Origin of the sequence: uncultured Aquitalea sp., from assembly GCF_945957525.1 — a bacterium.
Classification (GTDB): domain Bacteria; phylum Pseudomonadota; class Gammaproteobacteria; order Burkholderiales; family Chromobacteriaceae; genus Aquitalea.
The window spans coordinates 18,701-36,522 of sequence record NZ_CAMFLA010000029.1 but is presented as its reverse complement, the minus strand read 5'-3'; the positions used below and the strand labels follow the sequence as shown (position 1 = coordinate 36,522).

Annotated in this window: 16 protein-coding genes, 1 tRNA gene and 1 pseudogene; 15 read left to right on the top strand and 3 right to left on the bottom strand. The window is 62.5% G+C overall.

The annotated features are described in order from the left end of the window. Positions 1-145: pseudogene (locus tag Q0P52_RS18805) on the top strand (IS5/IS1182 family transposase); the annotation flags it as partial. 348 nt (positions 146-493) lie between these two features. Here the strand turns inward: Q0P52_RS18805 and Q0P52_RS18800 are convergent. Then, complete coding sequence (locus tag Q0P52_RS18800) at positions 494-1,216, bottom strand: hypothetical protein (protein ID WP_293813830.1); 723 nt, start codon at positions 1,214-1,216, stop codon at positions 494-496. Positions 1,217-1,427: 211 nt separating this feature from the next. On the opposite strand from Q0P52_RS18800, the gene Q0P52_RS18795 reads away from it, so the two are divergent. Next, entirely contained in the window at positions 1,428-1,904 is a 477-nt protein-coding gene (locus Q0P52_RS18795) for a peptidylprolyl isomerase (protein WP_293813829.1), read from the top strand. 434 nt (positions 1,905-2,338) lie between these two features. Next, on the top strand, positions 2,339-2,617 hold the full coding sequence (locus Q0P52_RS18790; protein WP_293813828.1) for a hypothetical protein: 279 nt from the start codon (positions 2,339-2,341) through the stop codon (positions 2,615-2,617). A 111-nt stretch (positions 2,618-2,728) separates the two neighbouring features. On the opposite strand, the gene Q0P52_RS18785 is transcribed toward Q0P52_RS18790, so the two are convergent. Beyond that, positions 2,729-3,619, bottom strand: coding sequence for a LysR family transcriptional regulator (locus tag Q0P52_RS18785; RefSeq protein ID WP_293813827.1), 891 nt, complete (start codon positions 3,617-3,619; stop codon positions 2,729-2,731). A gap of 95 nt (positions 3,620-3,714) precedes the next feature. On the opposite strand from Q0P52_RS18785, the gene Q0P52_RS18780 reads away from it, so the two are divergent. Together Q0P52_RS18780 and Q0P52_RS18775 are read left to right on the top strand one after the other, a co-directional pair. Beyond that, complete coding sequence (locus tag Q0P52_RS18780) at positions 3,715-5,175, top strand: NADH-quinone oxidoreductase subunit L (protein ID WP_293813826.1); 1,461 nt, start codon at positions 3,715-3,717, stop codon at positions 5,173-5,175. Then, entirely contained in the window at positions 5,172-7,595 is a 2,424-nt protein-coding gene (locus tag Q0P52_RS18775; protein WP_293813825.1) for a putative inorganic carbon transporter subunit DabA, read from the top strand. Before Q0P52_RS18780 ends, Q0P52_RS18775 begins: the two co-directional genes overlap by 4 nt. Positions 7,596-7,636: 41 nt before the next feature. Here Q0P52_RS18775 and hchA read toward each other — a convergent pair whose 3' ends face one another. Further along, a complete protein-coding gene (gene hchA, locus Q0P52_RS18770) occupies positions 7,637-8,518 on the bottom strand; it encodes a glyoxalase III HchA (protein WP_293813824.1) in 882 nt (293 codons plus the stop codon). Between the two features lie 193 nt (positions 8,519-8,711). On the opposite strand from hchA, the gene Q0P52_RS18765 reads away from it, so the two are divergent. The 10 genes from Q0P52_RS18765 (at position 8,712) to Q0P52_RS18720 (ending at position 17,788) form a co-directional block, all read left to right on the top strand. Then, the gene (locus tag Q0P52_RS18765; RefSeq protein WP_293813823.1) at positions 8,712-9,680 is read left to right on the top strand and encodes a LysR substrate-binding domain-containing protein; all 969 of its coding nucleotides are present in this window, start codon (positions 8,712-8,714) and stop codon (positions 9,678-9,680) included. 87 nt (positions 9,681-9,767) lie between these two features. Then, positions 9,768-10,223, top strand: coding sequence for a GNAT family N-acetyltransferase (locus tag Q0P52_RS18760; RefSeq protein WP_293813822.1), 456 nt, complete (start codon positions 9,768-9,770; stop codon positions 10,221-10,223). Positions 10,224-10,275: 52 nt separating this feature from the next. Further along, complete coding sequence (locus Q0P52_RS18755) at positions 10,276-10,491, top strand: DUF1653 domain-containing protein (protein ID WP_293813821.1); 216 nt, start codon at positions 10,276-10,278, stop codon at positions 10,489-10,491. A gap of 9 nt (positions 10,492-10,500) precedes the next feature. Continuing rightward, positions 10,501-11,403 (top strand): histone deacetylase, encoded by a 903-nt coding sequence (locus tag Q0P52_RS18750; protein WP_293813820.1) that lies wholly within the window; start codon positions 10,501-10,503, stop codon positions 11,401-11,403. Positions 11,404-11,509: 106 nt separating this feature from the next. Further along, complete coding sequence (gene msrA / locus Q0P52_RS18745; RefSeq protein WP_293813819.1) at positions 11,510-12,040, top strand: peptide-methionine (S)-S-oxide reductase MsrA; 531 nt, start codon at positions 11,510-11,512, stop codon at positions 12,038-12,040. Positions 12,041-12,167: 127 nt separating this feature from the next. Continuing rightward, entirely contained in the window at positions 12,168-14,423 is a 2,256-nt protein-coding gene (locus Q0P52_RS18740; RefSeq protein WP_293813818.1) for an ATP-binding protein, read from the top strand. Further along, the gene (locus Q0P52_RS18735) at positions 14,423-15,094 is read left to right on the top strand and encodes a response regulator (RefSeq protein ID WP_293813817.1); all 672 of its coding nucleotides are present in this window, start codon (positions 14,423-14,425) and stop codon (positions 15,092-15,094) included. Before Q0P52_RS18740 ends, Q0P52_RS18735 begins: the two co-directional genes overlap by 1 nt. 10 nt (positions 15,095-15,104) lie before the next feature. Beyond that, a complete protein-coding gene (locus tag Q0P52_RS18730; RefSeq protein WP_293813816.1) occupies positions 15,105-15,980 on the top strand; it encodes an NAD kinase in 876 nt (291 codons plus the stop codon). Between the two features lie 9 nt (positions 15,981-15,989). Continuing rightward, positions 15,990-17,654 (top strand): DNA repair protein RecN, encoded by a 1,665-nt coding sequence (gene recN, locus Q0P52_RS18725; RefSeq protein ID WP_293813815.1) that lies wholly within the window; start codon positions 15,990-15,992, stop codon positions 17,652-17,654. A 46-nt stretch (positions 17,655-17,700) separates the two neighbouring features. After that, positions 17,701-17,788: transfer RNA gene (locus Q0P52_RS18720), tRNA-Ser, on the top strand. The last annotated feature ends 34 nt before the right edge of the window (positions 17,789-17,822 follow it).

Here is a 17,822-nt window from a genome sequence, read left to right as displayed (position 1 = left end):
AACGAAGATGCACTGTTTCAAATTGCTAGCAGACAGGGTTAAGTCACGGGACTTTGACCGGCAGGTGGCGGGGCTTCAAATCTGTGCAGCGATTCTAAATCGCTTCACAGCACTGGGCACGCCGCAAACGGTCCGAATGAGATAAGTCCGTCTGGGGATTGGGGCGGCTCGCCCTTTAATTGATTTGTGCAACAAAGCCCCTGCCAGTTGATAGTTTGGTACTTGGGAGGGAGGGGCTTGCTCATGCCGTCATTCTACCGGACGGGCGCAAGCCCTGATTTGTGCAACAAAGCCCACCTACGAAAACAGCCCTTGCAGCACAAGTTACTCAACGCTTTATTGATGCGGTTCGTCCCGCTGCCGAGCGGCATGTAGAGACCTTCGACGAGGCTGCACAGCAGAAGCGCAGGAATGCCCTCTCTGCAGAAGCGCAGGAATGCCCTCTCTGTCGCCATGGCCTATCCCACTCTACGTGGACAGTCCCGAATGCCTTTTAATGCCTTTTTAAGTCCGCGCGTCGAACTTCATCCCTATCCGCAAAAAAACCCAGCCTGACCAACCTGGCTACAATGGCGCCTCTTGTCCTGCCCAATCGCGTGCCGATCTCTTCGCAAGTAAGTTGTTCAGGCGCCTCCCAAAGTGATCGAAGCTCTTCATCCGCAGCGCTACTCCAGGGACTGCCTGCATTGGCAGGCTCGACCGGATGAGCACTCTCCACTGCACAAATCGCGTTCTGGTCTGATAATGACCACAATGAAATCCCGCCGGCAGCCTCCAGCCTTGCGTTGTCGGCAGCCATTGCTGCGCTGATTTGTTCGAAGAACCCAAGCTTAACCAAACGAGCGATGACTGCAGTTCTGGTTCTGCCAAGCTTTGCAGAGAGCTCTACTGTTGTTACCACCGGAGATGTATCCCACAGTGCTTCAAGGCGATTATCCTCAGCGATCGTCCAGCGCTCGCCCCGCCTTGATCCTGAAGGCTTGTCTTTCTCGACAGCGGCAACCGACGCCGCCGGGGCATGTTGCTTGCTCACTCTTTTCAGCTGCTCGTAGTAAATTGCGCGAGCTTTGTCCAAGGCAGGGTCTTTCGGCGTTGTGAGTGGATCACCGCGCCCAGCGGGATCAATGCCGAGCATGATCTTTTCGACGATCTCCAACTCTCGACTCATCGCAGCTCCTGTTAGCTTCAGATTTTCAGGCGGATTCAATATATCCATGCAGTATTGCACCGCTGTCAGCAAGACGGGCCAACACAATAATAACGGCGCGTTTCTGCCATTTTCACCCAAGCTGCTTGGCAATACGCACAAGCACCCTTAAGGCACCCGATCCGCCCGCCCTCCTCGCGGCCATGTCGCGCGCGCCAGTTGACACCCTCCCTGCGGAACTGCCAACCTTCGGGCTCCAATTTATTTGCTCTTGACCACTATGAAAATCACCAAAGACACCGCCGTCACACTGCGCATGAAAGTTACCGATGCCCAAGGCTTGGTTTACGACGACGGCAAACACCCTGTCTCTTACTTGCACGGTGATTACGACAACCTGTTTTCCAAGCTTGAAGAGGCGCTGGAGGGCCAGGAAGCCGGCTTTCAAACCACAGTAGCGCTCAGCACCGAGGAAGCCTTTGGCGAACGAGACGAAGCACTGGTCACCACCATGCCCAAAGCCGACTTCCCGCCGGGCATCAAGGTAGGCGGCCAGATTCAGCGCGTTGGCCCGGATGGCCAGCCCCGCTACTACTTCGTCACCAAGATCAAAGGCCCGACCGTGCTGCTAGACGGCAACCACCCGCTTTGCGGCAAAGCCCTGCGTTTTACCCTCAAAGTGATGGACGTGCGCGCGGCAACCGCTGAGGAAATCGCACACCAGCATGTGCACGGCGAGCACGGGCATCAGCACTAAGATCGGCCAACACAGCACCTGATGCTGCGTTGCGCCTCCTTGCCGTACTCAAGTACTGCCCGCATCGGCGCGCTTTGCTTCAGCCGTGATACGGATTTTTGTTAGCCGCTCCAAGCAAGCCAGCCTCCAGATTGAAGCCCTCCCAAGCCGGGAGGGCTTTGTTTTTCTGGAAGCACCACAATTGGCGACGAGAAAATCACCTGCTGCTTGATTAATGGTAAAAAATACTTCGACCCAAAGGAACCTTGCCTCCATTGCGCCTCTAATGCCCATTCCACGGCATTTTCAGGAAGCTGCCGGCCTTCAGCCCGGCAGTGAATACACCATGAAATACATCATGAGAATCGCCAAATGGTATTGGCAAAAATGGCTGCGCGTTCACGAGAGCCGCGACATCAAGGATGGCCGCTGACAGGCCAGGAGGAGTGTTGAGAATGAAATACCTGATTACCCTTGCCCTGCTGCTGGGCTCCGCCAGCGCTTTTGCCGATGTCTGCAGCGACTTTGACAACAGCAATCGCGACCAATACGCCATCGGCAAATGGGAAAACCTGCTGCGAAACAAGTCCACCATGGCGCTGATTGCTTTCTATCAAGAAAAAAGCGCCTTTTTACAGCAATGTCCGAATCTGAGTGATTTTTCGCGCGTTCATCTGCAAAACGCGATGAAGGCCGCCGAGTCGCTGATGGACCGGAAAAAACAGCACAAATAAGAGCGGCGCCTACAACCTCGTAAAGAGCCGGCGCCAAGGCGCGCCGGCACGGCGTCAGCCGTTTTGTCAGCGCATCCACGCCTGCCCGGCCACACGCCGGCGAACGCATCCTCAGCCCGGCATGGCGAACAGCTGAAACAGCTCTTGCAGATGCGGGGCCTCAAACCGGCGGCGTACGGTGATGGCGTAGAAAGTCTCCTCAACACCGCGCACCGATCCATATTTCTCCAGCAGCCCTTTGCTCAGCTCATCCTTCACCACGATGGCCGGAATCAGGGCTACCGCGCCAGCGTCGCGCGCCAGCAGGCGCAAAGTGGCCATATCGTCCACTTCTGCCCGGATGCGCGGCTCGACACCCAGTTGTTCGCAAAGCAGATCGAAGCGCACACGGATTTCGCTCTTGGCGCTGGGCACCATCAGGGCATGCCGGCTTAGCACCTGTTCCAGGTCAAACTCCCTGCCAATCAACCCGGGCGGTCCGATAAGGCACACCTCCTGACGCGCCAGCGTACGGCAGCGCCAGGGGTGTTTATCGTCGGCGATCACCGGACGGTTGCTCAACACCACATCCAGCTCGAAGGCGCTGAGGCGGCCCAGCAGCTCGTCTAGCCCGCCCGCCTCCAGATTCAGCTTCACGGCCGGCCTACTCAATACCGGGCTCAAAAAGCTTTCCAGAAAGTTGCGCGATAGCGTGGATACGCTGCCGATGCGCAGCAGCCCCCCCTGCCCGGCATCCTGTGCCGCTGTTGCCGCCAGCAGCTCATTGCCCAGCGCGAAAATGGCTTCGGCATAGCGCAGCACGGACGAACCCATTTCCGTCAGCAGCAGCCTTTTGCCTTCGCGCAGAAACAGCGGCGCGCCCAGTTGTTCTTCCAATTGGCGGATCTGGGCGGACAGGGCCGACTGCGAAATATGCAGCCGCTCTGCGGTGCGGGTAAGGTGCCCCTCCGCCGCCACGCGCCAGAAGTAATAGAGGTGATGGTAGTTGAGCCGATTTATCATTCTAAAAAATAGATTGATTTATAAATATTAATGTATTTTACCGAACATCACCGACCGGGCATAGTGCCGATGTTTCCATTTTGGCAGGATGTCTCATGTTGTTGCTCTCCGAACACAGCCTGATTGCCACTCTCTGGTTGCTGCCGGCATTGGGCGCAGCTTCACTGACTGCCCATTGGCGGATGGCGCACACCAGCGCCGCCCTGGGCGCGGCGGCAGCCGCGTTGCTGATGGTACGGAATGGCGCGCAGGCCGGCCTGCTGTTTCAGCTGCTGATACAGCTGCTGGCCTGGGTGATCCTGCGATTTTCCGCCCGCTATCTCAGCGGCGAACCCGGCCAGCGGCGCTATTTGCGAGCTCTGGGCTGGCTGCTGGTGGGCGCTACGCTGGTGGTGGCCAGCCGCGACTGGCCCACGCTGCTGATAGGCTGGCTGCTGACCAGCCGCGCCTTGCACACCCTGCTGACTTATTACCCCACCCGCCCCCAGGCGCTGATCGCCGCCCGCCGTGAAGCGGTGGCCAGCCGGCTGGCGGAGTGGTGCCTGCTTGGCGGCGCGTTGCTGATCGCCTGGTCGGTAGGTTCGCCCTATTTTGCCGATGCGGCACAAGCACTGGACGACCCTCTTCGGCAAACCTTACGCACATTGGGTGCTTTGCTGGTAAGCAGCTGCGTTCTGCTGAAAACCGCACAACTGCCCTTCCACGGCTGGCTGACGCAAGTGATGGAAGCGCCCACGCCGGTATCGGCACTGCTGCACGCCGGTGTCGTCAATCTGGGGGGCATGGTGCTGATCAAGCTGGCACCCTTGTGGAGCGTCGCCCCGTCCAGCGCCTGGCTACTGACCCTGTGGGGAGGCATTACCGCAGGCCTTGCCTGCTGGGTAATGCAAACCCGCATCAGCATCAAACTGCGGCTGGCCTGGTCTACCTGCGCCCAGATGGGCTTCATGCTGATGGAGTGCGGGCTGGGTCAGTATTCGCTGGCCTTGCTGCACCTGGTGGCGCATTCCATCTATAAGGCGCATGCCTTTCTCAGCTCCGGCAGCCAGGTGCGCGCCACCATTCGCCAGCCCGCGCCGGCACAAACCGACGGCGGCTGGACGCATGCCGCCAACGGACTGGCCGGCATCGCCTTGCTGACCTTGAGCCTGCAGGTCTGGGGATTCGCGCAGGCCCACCCGGTACAACCTCCACTGCTGCTGGTGGTGGTGATCGGCCTGGGTTTGGCGCCGCTTTGCCGGGGATGGCGCGGCACGCTGTTGGCGCTGGCGCTGTGCCAGGTCTATTTGCTGCTGCACACCCTGTTTGCCCGCCTGCAGACCGACCAACCCGGCGCCCCTCTGCCGTGCCAAGCGTTGGTGGCGCTGTTCTTTGTCGCGCTCTACCTGCTGCAGGGCTGGCTGGCGCGCCATCCTCCGCATCCGCTCAGCCGCCGCCTGTATGCACTGGCGTTTGGCGGCCTGTACCTCGATGAATGGTGGGTACGCCTCACCCAGCGCGCTCGCCCGGGCCTCTTCGGCCAACCTTCCCACCGCAACGGAGACAGCCGCCCATGACGCATACCGATCTCGACTGGCAGACCGCGGCCGACGCCGCCGCCAATCGCATCGCTCCCAGTTGGCCGCTGGACAGTCTGCTGGCCAGCTCCCCCTACTGGGGCTTGCGCGACATGACTTTTGCCGAAGCAAACCACTGCTTGCAGCGCTTGGCTGGCAGCGGCCTGCATCTGAATGAAGCCCATTACCGCCGCCAATACGATCAGGGCCGGATTGCTCCACGCCATCTGGCCGCCGCGCTGCGTGAATACGGCACGGAAACCACCCTGGACGCGTGGCTGAACACTCCACAGCCCAACCCGACACCGGCCACCCGCCTGCAAAGTGATTGGCGCGACGATTCGGCCGGTCACGCCGGCATGCAAAGCTGGCGACAAGTGATTACCCAGCAGATCAGCCAATGTTGCGCCGCCTGGTTTGATCACGACCAGGCCGACTGGCAGCCTGATCGGGGTCGCAGCCTGTACCGGGCCTGGCTGGACGAAATGGCCCTGCAGCCCGTCCCCAGCCGTAACGCCGCGCTCAAGGCAAAGCTCGAGAAGGCCATCGCCACCCTGCCCAAGGACCCTACGCAGTTGATCCGCCATGCCATGTCGCAGCTGCAACCCGCCCAGCGCTGGCTGACTGACTGGCTGCATGCGCTGCTGCTGCGCAACAGCGGCTGGGCCGCATGGTGCCGTTTCCAGCTATGGCAAGCGGAACTGGCCGGGCGCGCCTGCACGCTGCCGCAAGAGCTGCTGGCCATGCAACTGGCTTGGGAATGCCTGCTGGACGACGGCGAACGCACGCCGGACAGTTGCTGGCATCGCTGGCAAACCCACTGGCCCACCCCTGTCGCGACAAGCATTTCTCGCGAGCTACCATGGCAGCGCGCCGCAGAGCTGGCCGCGCACGAAGCCTTGCTTGCCGCGCTGCCGCTGCAGGACAGCCAGCCGGCGCGCATCGGTCGCGATCTGCACGCCGTTTTCTGCATCGATGTGCGTTCCGAACCCATGCGCCAGGCACTGGAGCAGACCGGAGCCAACATCAGCACCGCCGGTTTCGCCGGTTTCTTCGGCCTACCGCTGGCCATCCGTTTTTCCGGGGAAACACACAGCCAGCCCCGGCTGCCGGGTTTGCTGGCGCCCAGCTGGGAGGCACTGGCCCCGCCCCTGGAAAAAGGCCTGCACGAGTGGAATCACTTTCAGCGCGCGCCCTTGTCCTCCTTCACGCTGGTGGAAAGCGCCGGGCTGGGCAAGGCCGGCAAGCTATTGCGCAAAGCCTTCCCCAGCAAGGCCCGCGCCTCCCTGTCCCAGCTGGACCCCTGGCTCAACAGCGACGATCAGGCCATGGTAACGGCCGGCCGTCAGCTGGATACGGATACCATCGTTGCCATCCTGCTCACCCTGCTGCCGGCCATGGGACTGGGCGCAAGCTTTCCTCGCACCGTGCTGCTGATAGGCCATGCCAGTCACAGCAGCAACAATCCGCAAGCCTCTGCCTTGCAATGCGGCGCCTGCGGCGGGCACGGCGGCCATCTGCACGTGCTGCTATTGAGTGACTGGCTGCAACGGCCGGCGGTGCGAGCGGGCCTGGACGCCGCAGGCTTGCCCATTCCCGACGACACGCTGTTTCTGCCGGCCCTGCACCTCACTCATAGCGACGAGTTGCGCATCCTTCCCACCCCGCAGCCCGAACAGGAGCCAAAAGCGCGCGCCCACGTGCTGCGCCCGCTGCTGGATGCGGCAGAACGCTTGGCTCGCGCCCGGCGAGCAGGAAAGGATGGCGTGCCGGACGCCATCGACGACCCGAGCCTGCTGACGCTGCTGCGGCAAAAAGGCCACCACTGGGCGGAAACCCGCCCGGAATGGGGCTTGGCCAACAATGCCTTTTTCATCGCGGCCCCCCGTTCGCGCACAGCCGCGCTGAATCTGGACGGCCGCGCTTTCCTGCAGGAGTACGACTGGCGAAGCGACCCGGACGCTCGGCAACTTGGCGGCATTCTGGGCGGCCCGCTGGTAGTGGCGCACTGGATCAACATGCAGTACTTCGCCTCGGTGGCGGACCCGGAGCGCTACGGCAGCGGCAACAAGCTGTTGCACAACGTGGTGGGGGGACGTATCGGCGTATTTGAAGGCAATAGCGGCGACTTGCGCATCGGGCTATCCCTGCAGTCCGTGCATGACGGTGAACGATGGCGGCACGAGCCGCTGCGACTGGCGGCCTGCATCGATGCGCCGGCCAGGCTGATGGAGCTGGCGCTGCAACGCCAGCCCGAGGTAGCCCGACTGGCCGCCAACGGCTGGCTGCACCTGTACCGCATCGACGCCGGGCAACTGCAACAGTGGGTGCGCGGCGAGTGGCGCCACCCGTTCGCCAGCGCCGACACGGCAAACCAGAATCAGCCAGACGCAAACCGGCGCGATGCCACCCACGCCTGATCCCGCCCCGCCTGCACCGCAAGCGGGGCCAATGCCCATGCTCAGCGCTTCGCTTCGGCCAACAGCGCGCTGGCCGCCATCTTACCGATGGCGTTGGCGGCCAATGGGCTGTCGCCGGTAATCAACTTGCGATCCTGATGGCACTGACCGGAAATGCCCTGATTGAGCACTTCCACGCCCAGATCCCGCAGGCTTTTCTCCAGCGGCCAGGGCAACATGCCCGGCATGTAGCCGATCTGAATATTGGCGCCTTCATCCAGCGCGTCGGGGAAGACGCAGATCTGGTAGCCCTTGAACGGGTAGTCCTGCTTGTTTTCGCCGATGGCGGCAGCCAAGAGACAGGCGGGGCCGTGACACAGCGTGATCAGGTACTTGTCCTTGCGCATTGTCCAGTCCAGCAGGGCCTTGACCTCCTCGCTACGGGGAATCCCCACCAACGCGCCATGACCGCCCGGCACAAACACAGCAATGTAAGGCGAGTCCTCGCCCAAGGCTTCGGCCATCACCGAGGAAAGCTTCAGTGGCGTTTTGAATTTGTCGCGGTACTTCTCGTACACCGCCTTGACGGTTTCGTCCTCTCCCGGCATCGCCCACATTTCAAACTTCACCGGATTACCCGACAGCGTGGCCACGTCGATCTCGAAACCAGCGCTGTCGATGTGATGCATCGGGAGCAAGGTTTCCACCGGGTGATTGCCGGTTGAGAACATGGTCCCGTTGCGCATCAGCACATAACGTTCATCCGCAGCCACCATCAGCACCCGCCACTTGCCGCCCCGATAAGGCTGGGGATAGGTGGTGCCGTCAAAGTCCGTCTTGGGCGCGGTGTACTGGCTCAGGGAGTACGGTGAAGGAAAGAATGCGTTTTCTTCGGCCGGATCCGGCGTCGGCTGTCTGCTCAAATCGGCGGCATGACTGGTCATGGAAGGCTCCTGTGCAAAGCAGGCGGCTGGCGGAATGCGCCGCCCCGACTTGCAATATACATTTGTAACAGCTAACACAATCAAACACAGGCAGAAACAGAGTGTTTCACCTTCGGGACACGGTCTGCAGCAGACATCCCGCCGCCGCTTGCGGTAGGGTCTGCCTCTTGAATCCACACCAACAACCCGCGCCATGTACGATCTCAATGCCTTGTACCACTTTGCCCTGATCGTTGACTGCGGCGGCTTTGGCGCCGCCAGCCGGGCATCCGGCGTGTCCAAGTCCAAGCTCAGCCGCAGCATTCAGGATCTGGAAAAAAGCCTCTCCGTCCGTTTGATCAACCGCTCTACCCGACACTTCTCCGTTACCGACCTAGGCCAGGAGTTCTACGCTTACTGCCGGCAAGTGCTGGCCGCCGGCGATGCAGCTCGGGCCTTTGTGGAAAAGAAACAGGTTTCCCCTCAGGGCACGGTGAGAATCAGCTGCCCCACCGCCCTGCTCAATTTCGTGGTGGCGGGAATGATTTCGCGCTACATGGCGCGCTATCCTCAAGTACGTATCCTGCTGGAAAGCACCAACCGGGAAGTGGACGTGCTGCGGGAGGGCATGGACATTGCGCTGCAAGTGAAAACGCCGCCCTTCGCCGACAGCGGGCTGGTCATGAAACGCCTTTCCCGCAGCCCGCAGGAACTGGTAGCCAGCCCGGCGCTGTTGCGCCAATACCCCGCATTGACCGAGCCCGCGCAGCTTGCCGAGCTGCCCAGCCTGCACTGGGGGGCCCAGCAAAGGGAATACCACTGGTGCCTGAGCCGTATCGGCCCGGCGCGCGAAAGCGCGCAGGTCATTCACACCCCGCGTCTGGTGACCGACGACATGATCACCATCAGGCGCGCCGCGCTCGACAATGCGGGCTTTGCCCAGTTGCCGCTGCTGGCTTGCTTCAAGGATCTGCAGCAAGGACTGCTGCTGCAGGCCCTGCCGGAGTGGCGGCCGCAAGAAGCGGTGGTATATGCGCTGTTCCCTTCCCGACAAGGACTACTGCCCTCGGTGCGCAGCCTGCTCGACTTCCTCAGCGACAGTTTCGGCGAGATGGATTTCAGCAATCTTTACGCCAGCTACCAGCAAAACGGCGATGCAGACGCCTGTTTCATGCGCGACTGACTTGCCGATCGCCATGACAAACGCTTGAATCCTTACCCGCATTTGCATATAACAGGACGATTGCTTGCCATCACCCGGAAAATGCCCATGACCCTCACCGCCGACCGCATCGGCAGCGACGCCCTGCCGCGACTGCTGCCGCTCTTCAAGGACTACCTTGCCTTTTACCATGTCACCCAGTCCGACGAGGACTGTATCGCCTATCTGACACAGCGGCTGGACAACGGCGAGGCCTGGGTATGGTTGGCCGAAGACGCCGGCACAGCGGTTGGATTCGCCCTGATGTATCCCGGCTTTTCCTCCCTCACCCTCAAACCCGGCTGGCTACTGCACGATCTGTTCGTCACGCCGGACTATCGCGGCACCGGCGCCAGCAAGCTGCTGCTGGAAAAATGCCAGGCGCACATCCTGTCACTGGGCGGCGGCGACATCATGCTGCAAACCGCGCATGACAACGAAAAAGCCCAGCGCCTGTACGAGCGCAACGGTTTCGAGCTGGACCGCGACTTCCGCGTTTATTACTGGAACGGCCGCGAAGCTTGACCACGGCGGCCGGGCTTGCCATCCTGCGCGCAATCAACGACAGGAGCGCATGATGGATATCCCACGCGGCATTTACCGCCACTATCGCGGCAATCTGTATGAGGTGCTGGGCTTGGGCCTGCACTCGGAAAACCACGAACCCATGGTGGCCTATCGCGCACTGTACGGCGACTACCAGCTATGGGTGCGCCCGGCCGGCATGTTTCTGGAAACCGTGATCCACGAAGGCGCGCCCTGCCCGCGCTTCACCCCGGTCAAACTGCTCTGAGGCCCGCTCATGCGGTTCTATCGCACTGACCAGTTCCCCCTGCCGCTGCCTGCCGGCCATCGTTTTCCGGCGGAAAAATACGCCATGCTGGCCGAGGCGGTGTCGGCGTTTGCCGCTGACGCCATGGACACCCCGCCTGCCGCCAGCCGCTATGAACTGACGCTGGCGCACGATGCCGACTATGTGGATCAAGTACTGGGCGGCAGCCTGCCGGAAAAGGCCTGGCGCGAAATCGGCCTGCCGGGCTCGCCACAGTTGGTTGAACGTTCGCGCCGATCGGTGGGCGGCACCATCGCCGCGGCGCGCAGCGCGCTGATTGCCGGCTGTTCGGCCAACCTCGCCGGCGGCACCCACCACGCCTACGCACACAAAGGCAGTGGCTTTTGTGTATTCAACGATGTGGCTGTGGCCGCGCGGCTGATGTTGGCCGAAGGCTTGATCCGCCGCGTGCTGGTAGTGGATCTGGATGTGCACCAGGGCAACGGCACAGCCGCCATCTTTCGCGACGATGCCCGGGTATTCACCTTTTCCATGCACGGCGCCAAGAACTTCCCCTTCCGCAAAGAGACCGGTTCGCTGGACATCGATTTGCCCGATGGCGCCGGCGACGCCGACTACCTGGCACAGCTGGCCGACGCCTTGCCCAGAGTGTTTGCCGCCCAGCAGCCCGACATGGTGTTTTATCTGGCCGGCGCGGATGCCTACGCCGGCGACAGGCTGGGCAAGCTGGCGCTCAGCATGGAAGGCTTGCTGGCACGAGACAGGCTGGTGCTGGACGCCTGCCGCTCTAACGGCACGGCGCTGGTCATCACCATGGCCGGCGGCTATGCCCAGCCTATTGCCGATACCGTCGCCATCCAGACCAACACCCTCCGACTGGCATGGGACTGCTATCAAACGCCCTTGCCGTAAGAAACGCCTCGCCGGGCCGACCCATTCACATCAACCCGACATGATGACCACTGCCGCACGACAGTCCGTCCCTTGTCTACCGCAGTCTTGATACAAGGAGAAAACCATGACGCTCGCCACATTCGCCGGTGGTTGTTTCTGGTGTACCGAATCTGTTTTCAGACAATTGCGCGGCGTGCTGCGCGTCACCTCCGGCTATATTGGCGGCCACACGCCGCAACCGGACTACCGCAGTGTTTGCAACGGCAACACCGGCCACGCCGAAGCGGTGGAAATCGAATTCGACGAAAGCCAGATCAGCTACCGGCAACTGCTGGAAGTGTTTTTCGCCACCCACGATCCCACCACCCTCAACCGACAGGGGCACGACGTAGGCACGCAATACCGCTCCGCCGTGTTCTGGCACAGCGACGCCCAACTGGCGGAGGCGCGCGACATCATCGGAGAACTGGACAGCCAGCAAGTCTTCGGCCAACCCATTGTCACCCGGCTGGAGGAGGCGCAAACCTTCCATCCGGCAGAGGGCTACCATCAAGGCTATTACGCCGCCAATGCCGGCCAACCCTATTGCGAGGCCGTCATCGCCCCCAAACTGCGCAAATTCCGCCAAACCTTTACCAGCCTGTTGCGCGACTGAACGCTCCCCGCGCGGCATGACGACCAGATGCCGCCAGCCTGCCGCCTACGCATAGCGGGCGAAATGCTGGCAGGCGCGGCGCGGGGCTGCTAGAGTAGCGCACACTTTCACCCCAGCCAGCCCACCGATGCCCGCGTCCACCGGCCCGCTTTCCCGTTCGCTCACTGCCCTGAAACGCCATCGCGTATTGCTGGCGCGAACCAGCGCGCGCGCCAGACTGGCACTGACGCTGGGCGCCTTGCTGTTGGCGGCGCTCTTGCTGTGGCAGTTGCTGGAAGACGCCCGCCAGCGGCAACAGCTGCTGCTCGACCAATCTGCGGCTCGCACGGAGCAGGAAATCAGCCGCGACCTGCGCCAGGCCTACGAACTACTGGGGACGGCCGCCCTCATAGCCGGGCCGGGCGACGCCGGCTCGCTGGCCCGCCTGAACACGTTTGCCGAAGACGCCTCATCCCGCTTCAACTGGCTGCGCGGCATCGGCTATCACCCTAAACTGACCCCGCAAACGCCATCCCCCGCCACCTTATCGACACCGGATGGCGGCAAGGCCCCCGTACGCGACTACCGGCATTTTCAGGACAACGACTGGAACCACCCGCAAGCCTGGCTGCCCGCCTCGCCGCGCCGCAGTTATCTGCCCTGGACTTTCCAGGCGCCCGCGCCCGGGGCCGGCGACTTCAATCCGGTGGGGCTGGACCTTCTGCTGGACAGCGTGCTGGCGCCTTCGGTCACCGCCGCCCTCAGCTCAGGCGTCCGCCAACAAAGCGGCGTATTCCGCGCACCGGACGGGCATCGCCAACTATTGCTGCTGCTGCCGCTGTACGACAAGGCCGGTCCGCTGGTTAACCCCTTGGTCAGCGGCGAACAGGCGCGCGGTCTTGCCACCCTGACGCTGGATCTGGATCGCCTGCTGAACAGCGCCTTGCCCAACCAGCCCGGCCCAGCACTGCAACAACAGGACGCCGACGACCGCTGGCGCGCTTGGCAAACATCCCAAACCCAGCCCGCCGCCTCGCTGCTGCCCGTGCTGCGCGCCAACCTCAGCACCGAACTGCCCGTCATGCTGGCGCTGAGTCGCCCGCTGCGCTGGAGCGACTTACCGCCAGCCAGGCTGCTGGCCGGCCTAATCGCCATCCTGCTGCCCTGCTATTTGTTGTGGGTGATCATCGCGCTGCGCCAGCATGGTTCACGGCAAAAAACCCGCGCCAGCGACCGACTGTTCCGCGAGCGGGAATACGCCGATGTCACCTTGCAAGCCATCACCGACGCCGTGCTCACTTTTGATACCTCGCTGACGGTGGAGTACCTCAACCCTTCGGCCCGTCTGTTGCTGGGGCTGCGCAACGAGGCCGCCATCGGCCAGCCGGTACACAAACTGGTGCGGCTGTGCGGCGAGTTCCGCGCCGGCAAGCAAGCCGACCCTTTGCTGGCTGCGCTGCAATGCAAGGAAAGCCGGCTGCTGCCGGACAGCAGTTATCTGATCCGCCCCTCCGGCGAGAGGCTGCTGGTGGAGGGCGGCGTCTCCCCGCTGTTCAGCCGCGACGGCGCGCTGATCGGCGCCGTGCTCACCTTCCGCGACACCGCGCCGCGCCGGCAGCGCATGGTGGCCGCGCTGGAAGCCAGCGAACAACGGCTGCGCCGGCACGAAGACGAAATGGCTCGAGTCGCGCGCATCAACGCCATGGGCGAAATGGCCTCCGGCATCGCCCATGAAATCAACCAGCCGCTGACCGCCATCATGAGCTACTGCCAGGCCACGCAAAGCATGCTGAGCGACGAGCGGCCGGACATGGACATGGTGAACAAGACGCTGGACGCCGCTGTGCTGCAGGCCGCGCGGGCGGGCCTGGTGATACGCCGCATGCGCGAATTCATCATCCGCCGCGAGCAGCACCCGGCCGAGCTGGATATCAATCAGGTTGCCAGCCATGCCCTCTCCCTGCTGGAATACGAACTTTCCCAGCACGACATCCATCTGGAACAATCGCTAACGCTCAACCTGCCGCCGGTGATGGCTGATACCATCCAGCTGGAGCAAGTGGTGATCAACCTGCTGCGCAACGCCATCGACGCGCTGGCCGACGTCCGCCCCTGGGGCCGCCTGTACGTGGCTACCCAGCAGAACGGCGATTGCGTCACCATCACCGTGGGCGACAACGGCCCGGGCATTGCGCCCGGCCTGACGGAAAAAATCTTCGAACCGTTCTTCAGCACCAAGCAGAGCGGCATGGGGCTGGGCCTGGCCATTTGCCAGACAGCCGTGGAAAACATGGGCGGCAGCCTGCGCGTGGCCAACAAGCCGTCCGGCGGCGCCGAGTTCACCGTGGAACTGCCAACCCTCAATCAGACAACCGCCATAGAGCGGGCAGGAGAATACGCCTGATGAAATACATGACCCCTACCGTCTTCATCGTGGACGACGACCCGGCCGTGCGCGATTCGCTGGCCCTGCTCATCATGGCGCAAGGCATGCGCACCGTGACCTACGGCAGCGCGATGGAATTTCTCGATAGCTACACTGAGGGCGAAATCGGCTGCCTGGTGCTGGATATCCGCATGCCGCAAATCACCGGCCTCGCCCTGCAGGAAAAACTGGTGGAGCGCGGTGTGACCGTGCCCATCGTCTTCATCACCGGCCATGGCGACATCGAACAATGCCGCCGCGCCTTCCAGTCCGGCGCCATCGACTTCCTCACCAAGCCCATCGACCAGAACCGACTGATCGACAGCCTGCGCAAGGGCATCCGCATGAGCATCCAGCAACAGCAGCAGGATGAGGAAACCCAGGAAGTGATGAACCAGTTGGCCCGCATCAGCGGCCGCGAGCGCGAAGTGCTGGAACTGGTGGCCGACGGCCTCTCCAGCAAGGAAATCGCCCGCCAGCTGGACCTGTCGCCGCGCACCATCGAAGTCCACCGCGCCAACCTGTTCAGCAAGCTGGGCGTGGATTCGCTGGCCGACCTGATCCGTTTCTACCTCAAAGCGCTGGAAGCCACCGGCAAAAAACGCGTAGAAGACGAGTCTTTTTTGAACGAAACCAGCCCGAAGCAGTAAAATCCCGCGCATGGAACGACTGTTCAAACACGTCTGCCTGGTGGCAAGACACAGCAAGCCGCAAATCGTGGCCTCCCTGCGCATCCTGGCCGACCATCTGGCCGATGCCGGCGTCAATGTGCTCATCGACCGCGAAAGCGCCACCGAGAGCGAAGCCGGCCCGCACGCGCTGATCGCCCGCGAGGACATGGGCAAGCTGGCCGACCTCGCCATTGTGCTGGGCGGCGACGGCACCATGCTGTCCATCGCCCGTGTGCTGGCGCCCTACCGCGTACCGCTGGTAGGCATCAACCAGGGCCGGCTGGGCTTCATGACCGACATCCCACGCCACGAAATGCTGGAAGCGGTGGACGCCATCCTCGCCGGCAATTTCGTGCCGGAAAACCGCATCCTGCTGCAAGCCACGGTGATTCGCGAAGATGCCGAAGTGGCCAAGGCGCTGGCCTTCAACGATGTGGTGTTCAGCCGCGGCGCGGTAGGCTCGATGATCGAATTCGAAATCTTCATCGACAACCAGTTTGTCTACAGCCAGCGCTCGGACGGCCTGATCGTCTCCACCCCAACCGGCTCCACTGCGTATTCGCTCGCCGCCGGCGGCCCCATCCTGCACCCCACCCTGCAGGCCATCGCCCTGGTGCCGATTTGCCCGCAATCGCTGAGCAACCGCCCCATCGCAGTGAACGACTCCTGCGAAGTGGAATTCATGCTCACCCGCGGCCTGGACGCGCGCGTGCATTTTGACGGCCAGTCGCATTGCGACCTGATGGAGATGGACCGCATCCTCATCCGCCGCTATCGCAACCCGCTGCGCATCCTGCACCCCACCGGCTACAACTATTACGACATGCTGCGCCACAAGCTTCACTGGGGCGAGCGCCTGCTCTGACACGCCATCATGCTGCTTACGCTTACCGTCAAAGATTTCGTCATCGTCGACAGCATTAATCTGGAGTTCGCGCCCGGCTTCACCGTCCTGACCGGTGAAACCGGCGCCGGCAAATCCATCATGCTGGACGCCCTGAGCCTGTTGCTGGGCGACCGGGCGGAAGGATCACTGGTGCGCGAAGGCGCAGAAAAAGCCGAGATTACCGCCGAATTCGACACCCGGCTGCGCCCGGAAATCGGTGCCTGGCTGGCCGACAATGCCCTCACCGGCGACGACGACCTGGTGCTGGTGCGCCGCCTGATCGACAAATCCGGCCGCTCGCGCAGCTTCATCAACGGCCAGGCCGCCACGCTGGGCCAGCTCAAACAACTGGGCGAATTTCTGGTAGACATCCACGGCCAGCACGCACACCAGTCGCTGGTCAAACCAGAAACCCAACGGGGACTGCTGGACGCCTACGCCGGCAGCCAATCGCTGGCGCAGGAAACCCATCAGGCCTGGCAAGACTGGCAAGCGGCGCGCAAAGCGCGCAGCGAGGCCGATCGGCTGTCGCGCGAATCGGAAGTGGAACGCGAGCGCCTTACCTGGCAGATCAACGAACTAACCGAGCTGCGTCTGCTACCGGACGAATGGACCGCGCTCAACCAGAGCCACTCCCGCCTCGCCAACGCCGCCGAGCTGATGCAGACCGCGCAATTTGCCGTGGAATCACTGTCGGAAATGGAAGGCAACTGCCTGACCATGCTCAGCCAGGTGCAAAGCCGCATCGGCAAACTGGCAGGCGTCGATCCTCGACTGGCGGACACCCTCGCCCTGCTGGACTCGGTAGACGCAGAGCTGCGCGAAGTGGTGTACAGCCTGCGCGACTACGCCAGCGACATCGATGAAGACCCAAGCCAACTGGCGGAAGTGGAAGGCCGCATCGACACACTGATGAGCATGGCACGCAAGTATCGCGTACAGCCGCAGGAACTGCCGGCCAAGCTGGAAGACTGGCAGCAACAACTGGCCGCACTGGAGGCCTCTACCGATGGCGAAGCGCTGGCCTTGGCCGAGGCTGCCAGCCTGTCCCGCTACCGTACGTTGGCCGAAGGGCTGTCCGGCAAACGGCGCCAGGCCGCCAGCGAACTGTCCTCGCGCATCACCGAAGAAATGCAACGCTTGGCCATGGGCGGCGCGCGCTTCGCCATCGAACTGGCGGCACTGGCAGAACCCGGCGCGCACGGCCTGGAATCCATCGAATACCTGGTGGCCGCCAACGCAGGCACCAGCCTGCGCCCTCTGGCCAAAGTAGCCTCCGGCGGCGAACTCTCCCGAATCAGCCTCGCCATGCAAGTGGTCATCAGCCAGGTAGCCAGCGTGCCCACGCTGATCTTTGACGAAGTGGACGTAGGCATCGGCGGTCGCGTGGCGGAAGTCATCGGCCATCTGCTGCGGCAACTGGGCAAACGCTACCAGGTGCTGTGCATCACCCACCTGCCGCAAGTAGCCTCCTGCGGCCAGCAACACTGGCTGGTCAGCAAACAGGAACAGCAAGGCAAGGTGCGCAGCCGCATCCAGCCGCTGCCGCATGAAGAGCGCGTGCTGGAAATCGCCCGCATGCTCGGCGGCGCCGAACTGACCCAAACCACCCGAGAACACGCGGCGGAAATGCTGGCCACAAACGACGCCTGACACTAGCCATAAACCGCCGCAGGCGCTAGAATAGCGCCTCTTTTACGGAAGCGTGGGGGAGTGGTTTAACCCAGCTGTCTTGAAAACAGCCGACGAGCAATCGTCCGTGAGTTCGAATCTCACCGCTTCCGCCATTTCTGAACCGCCCTATTTCGCGCCAATCCGGCT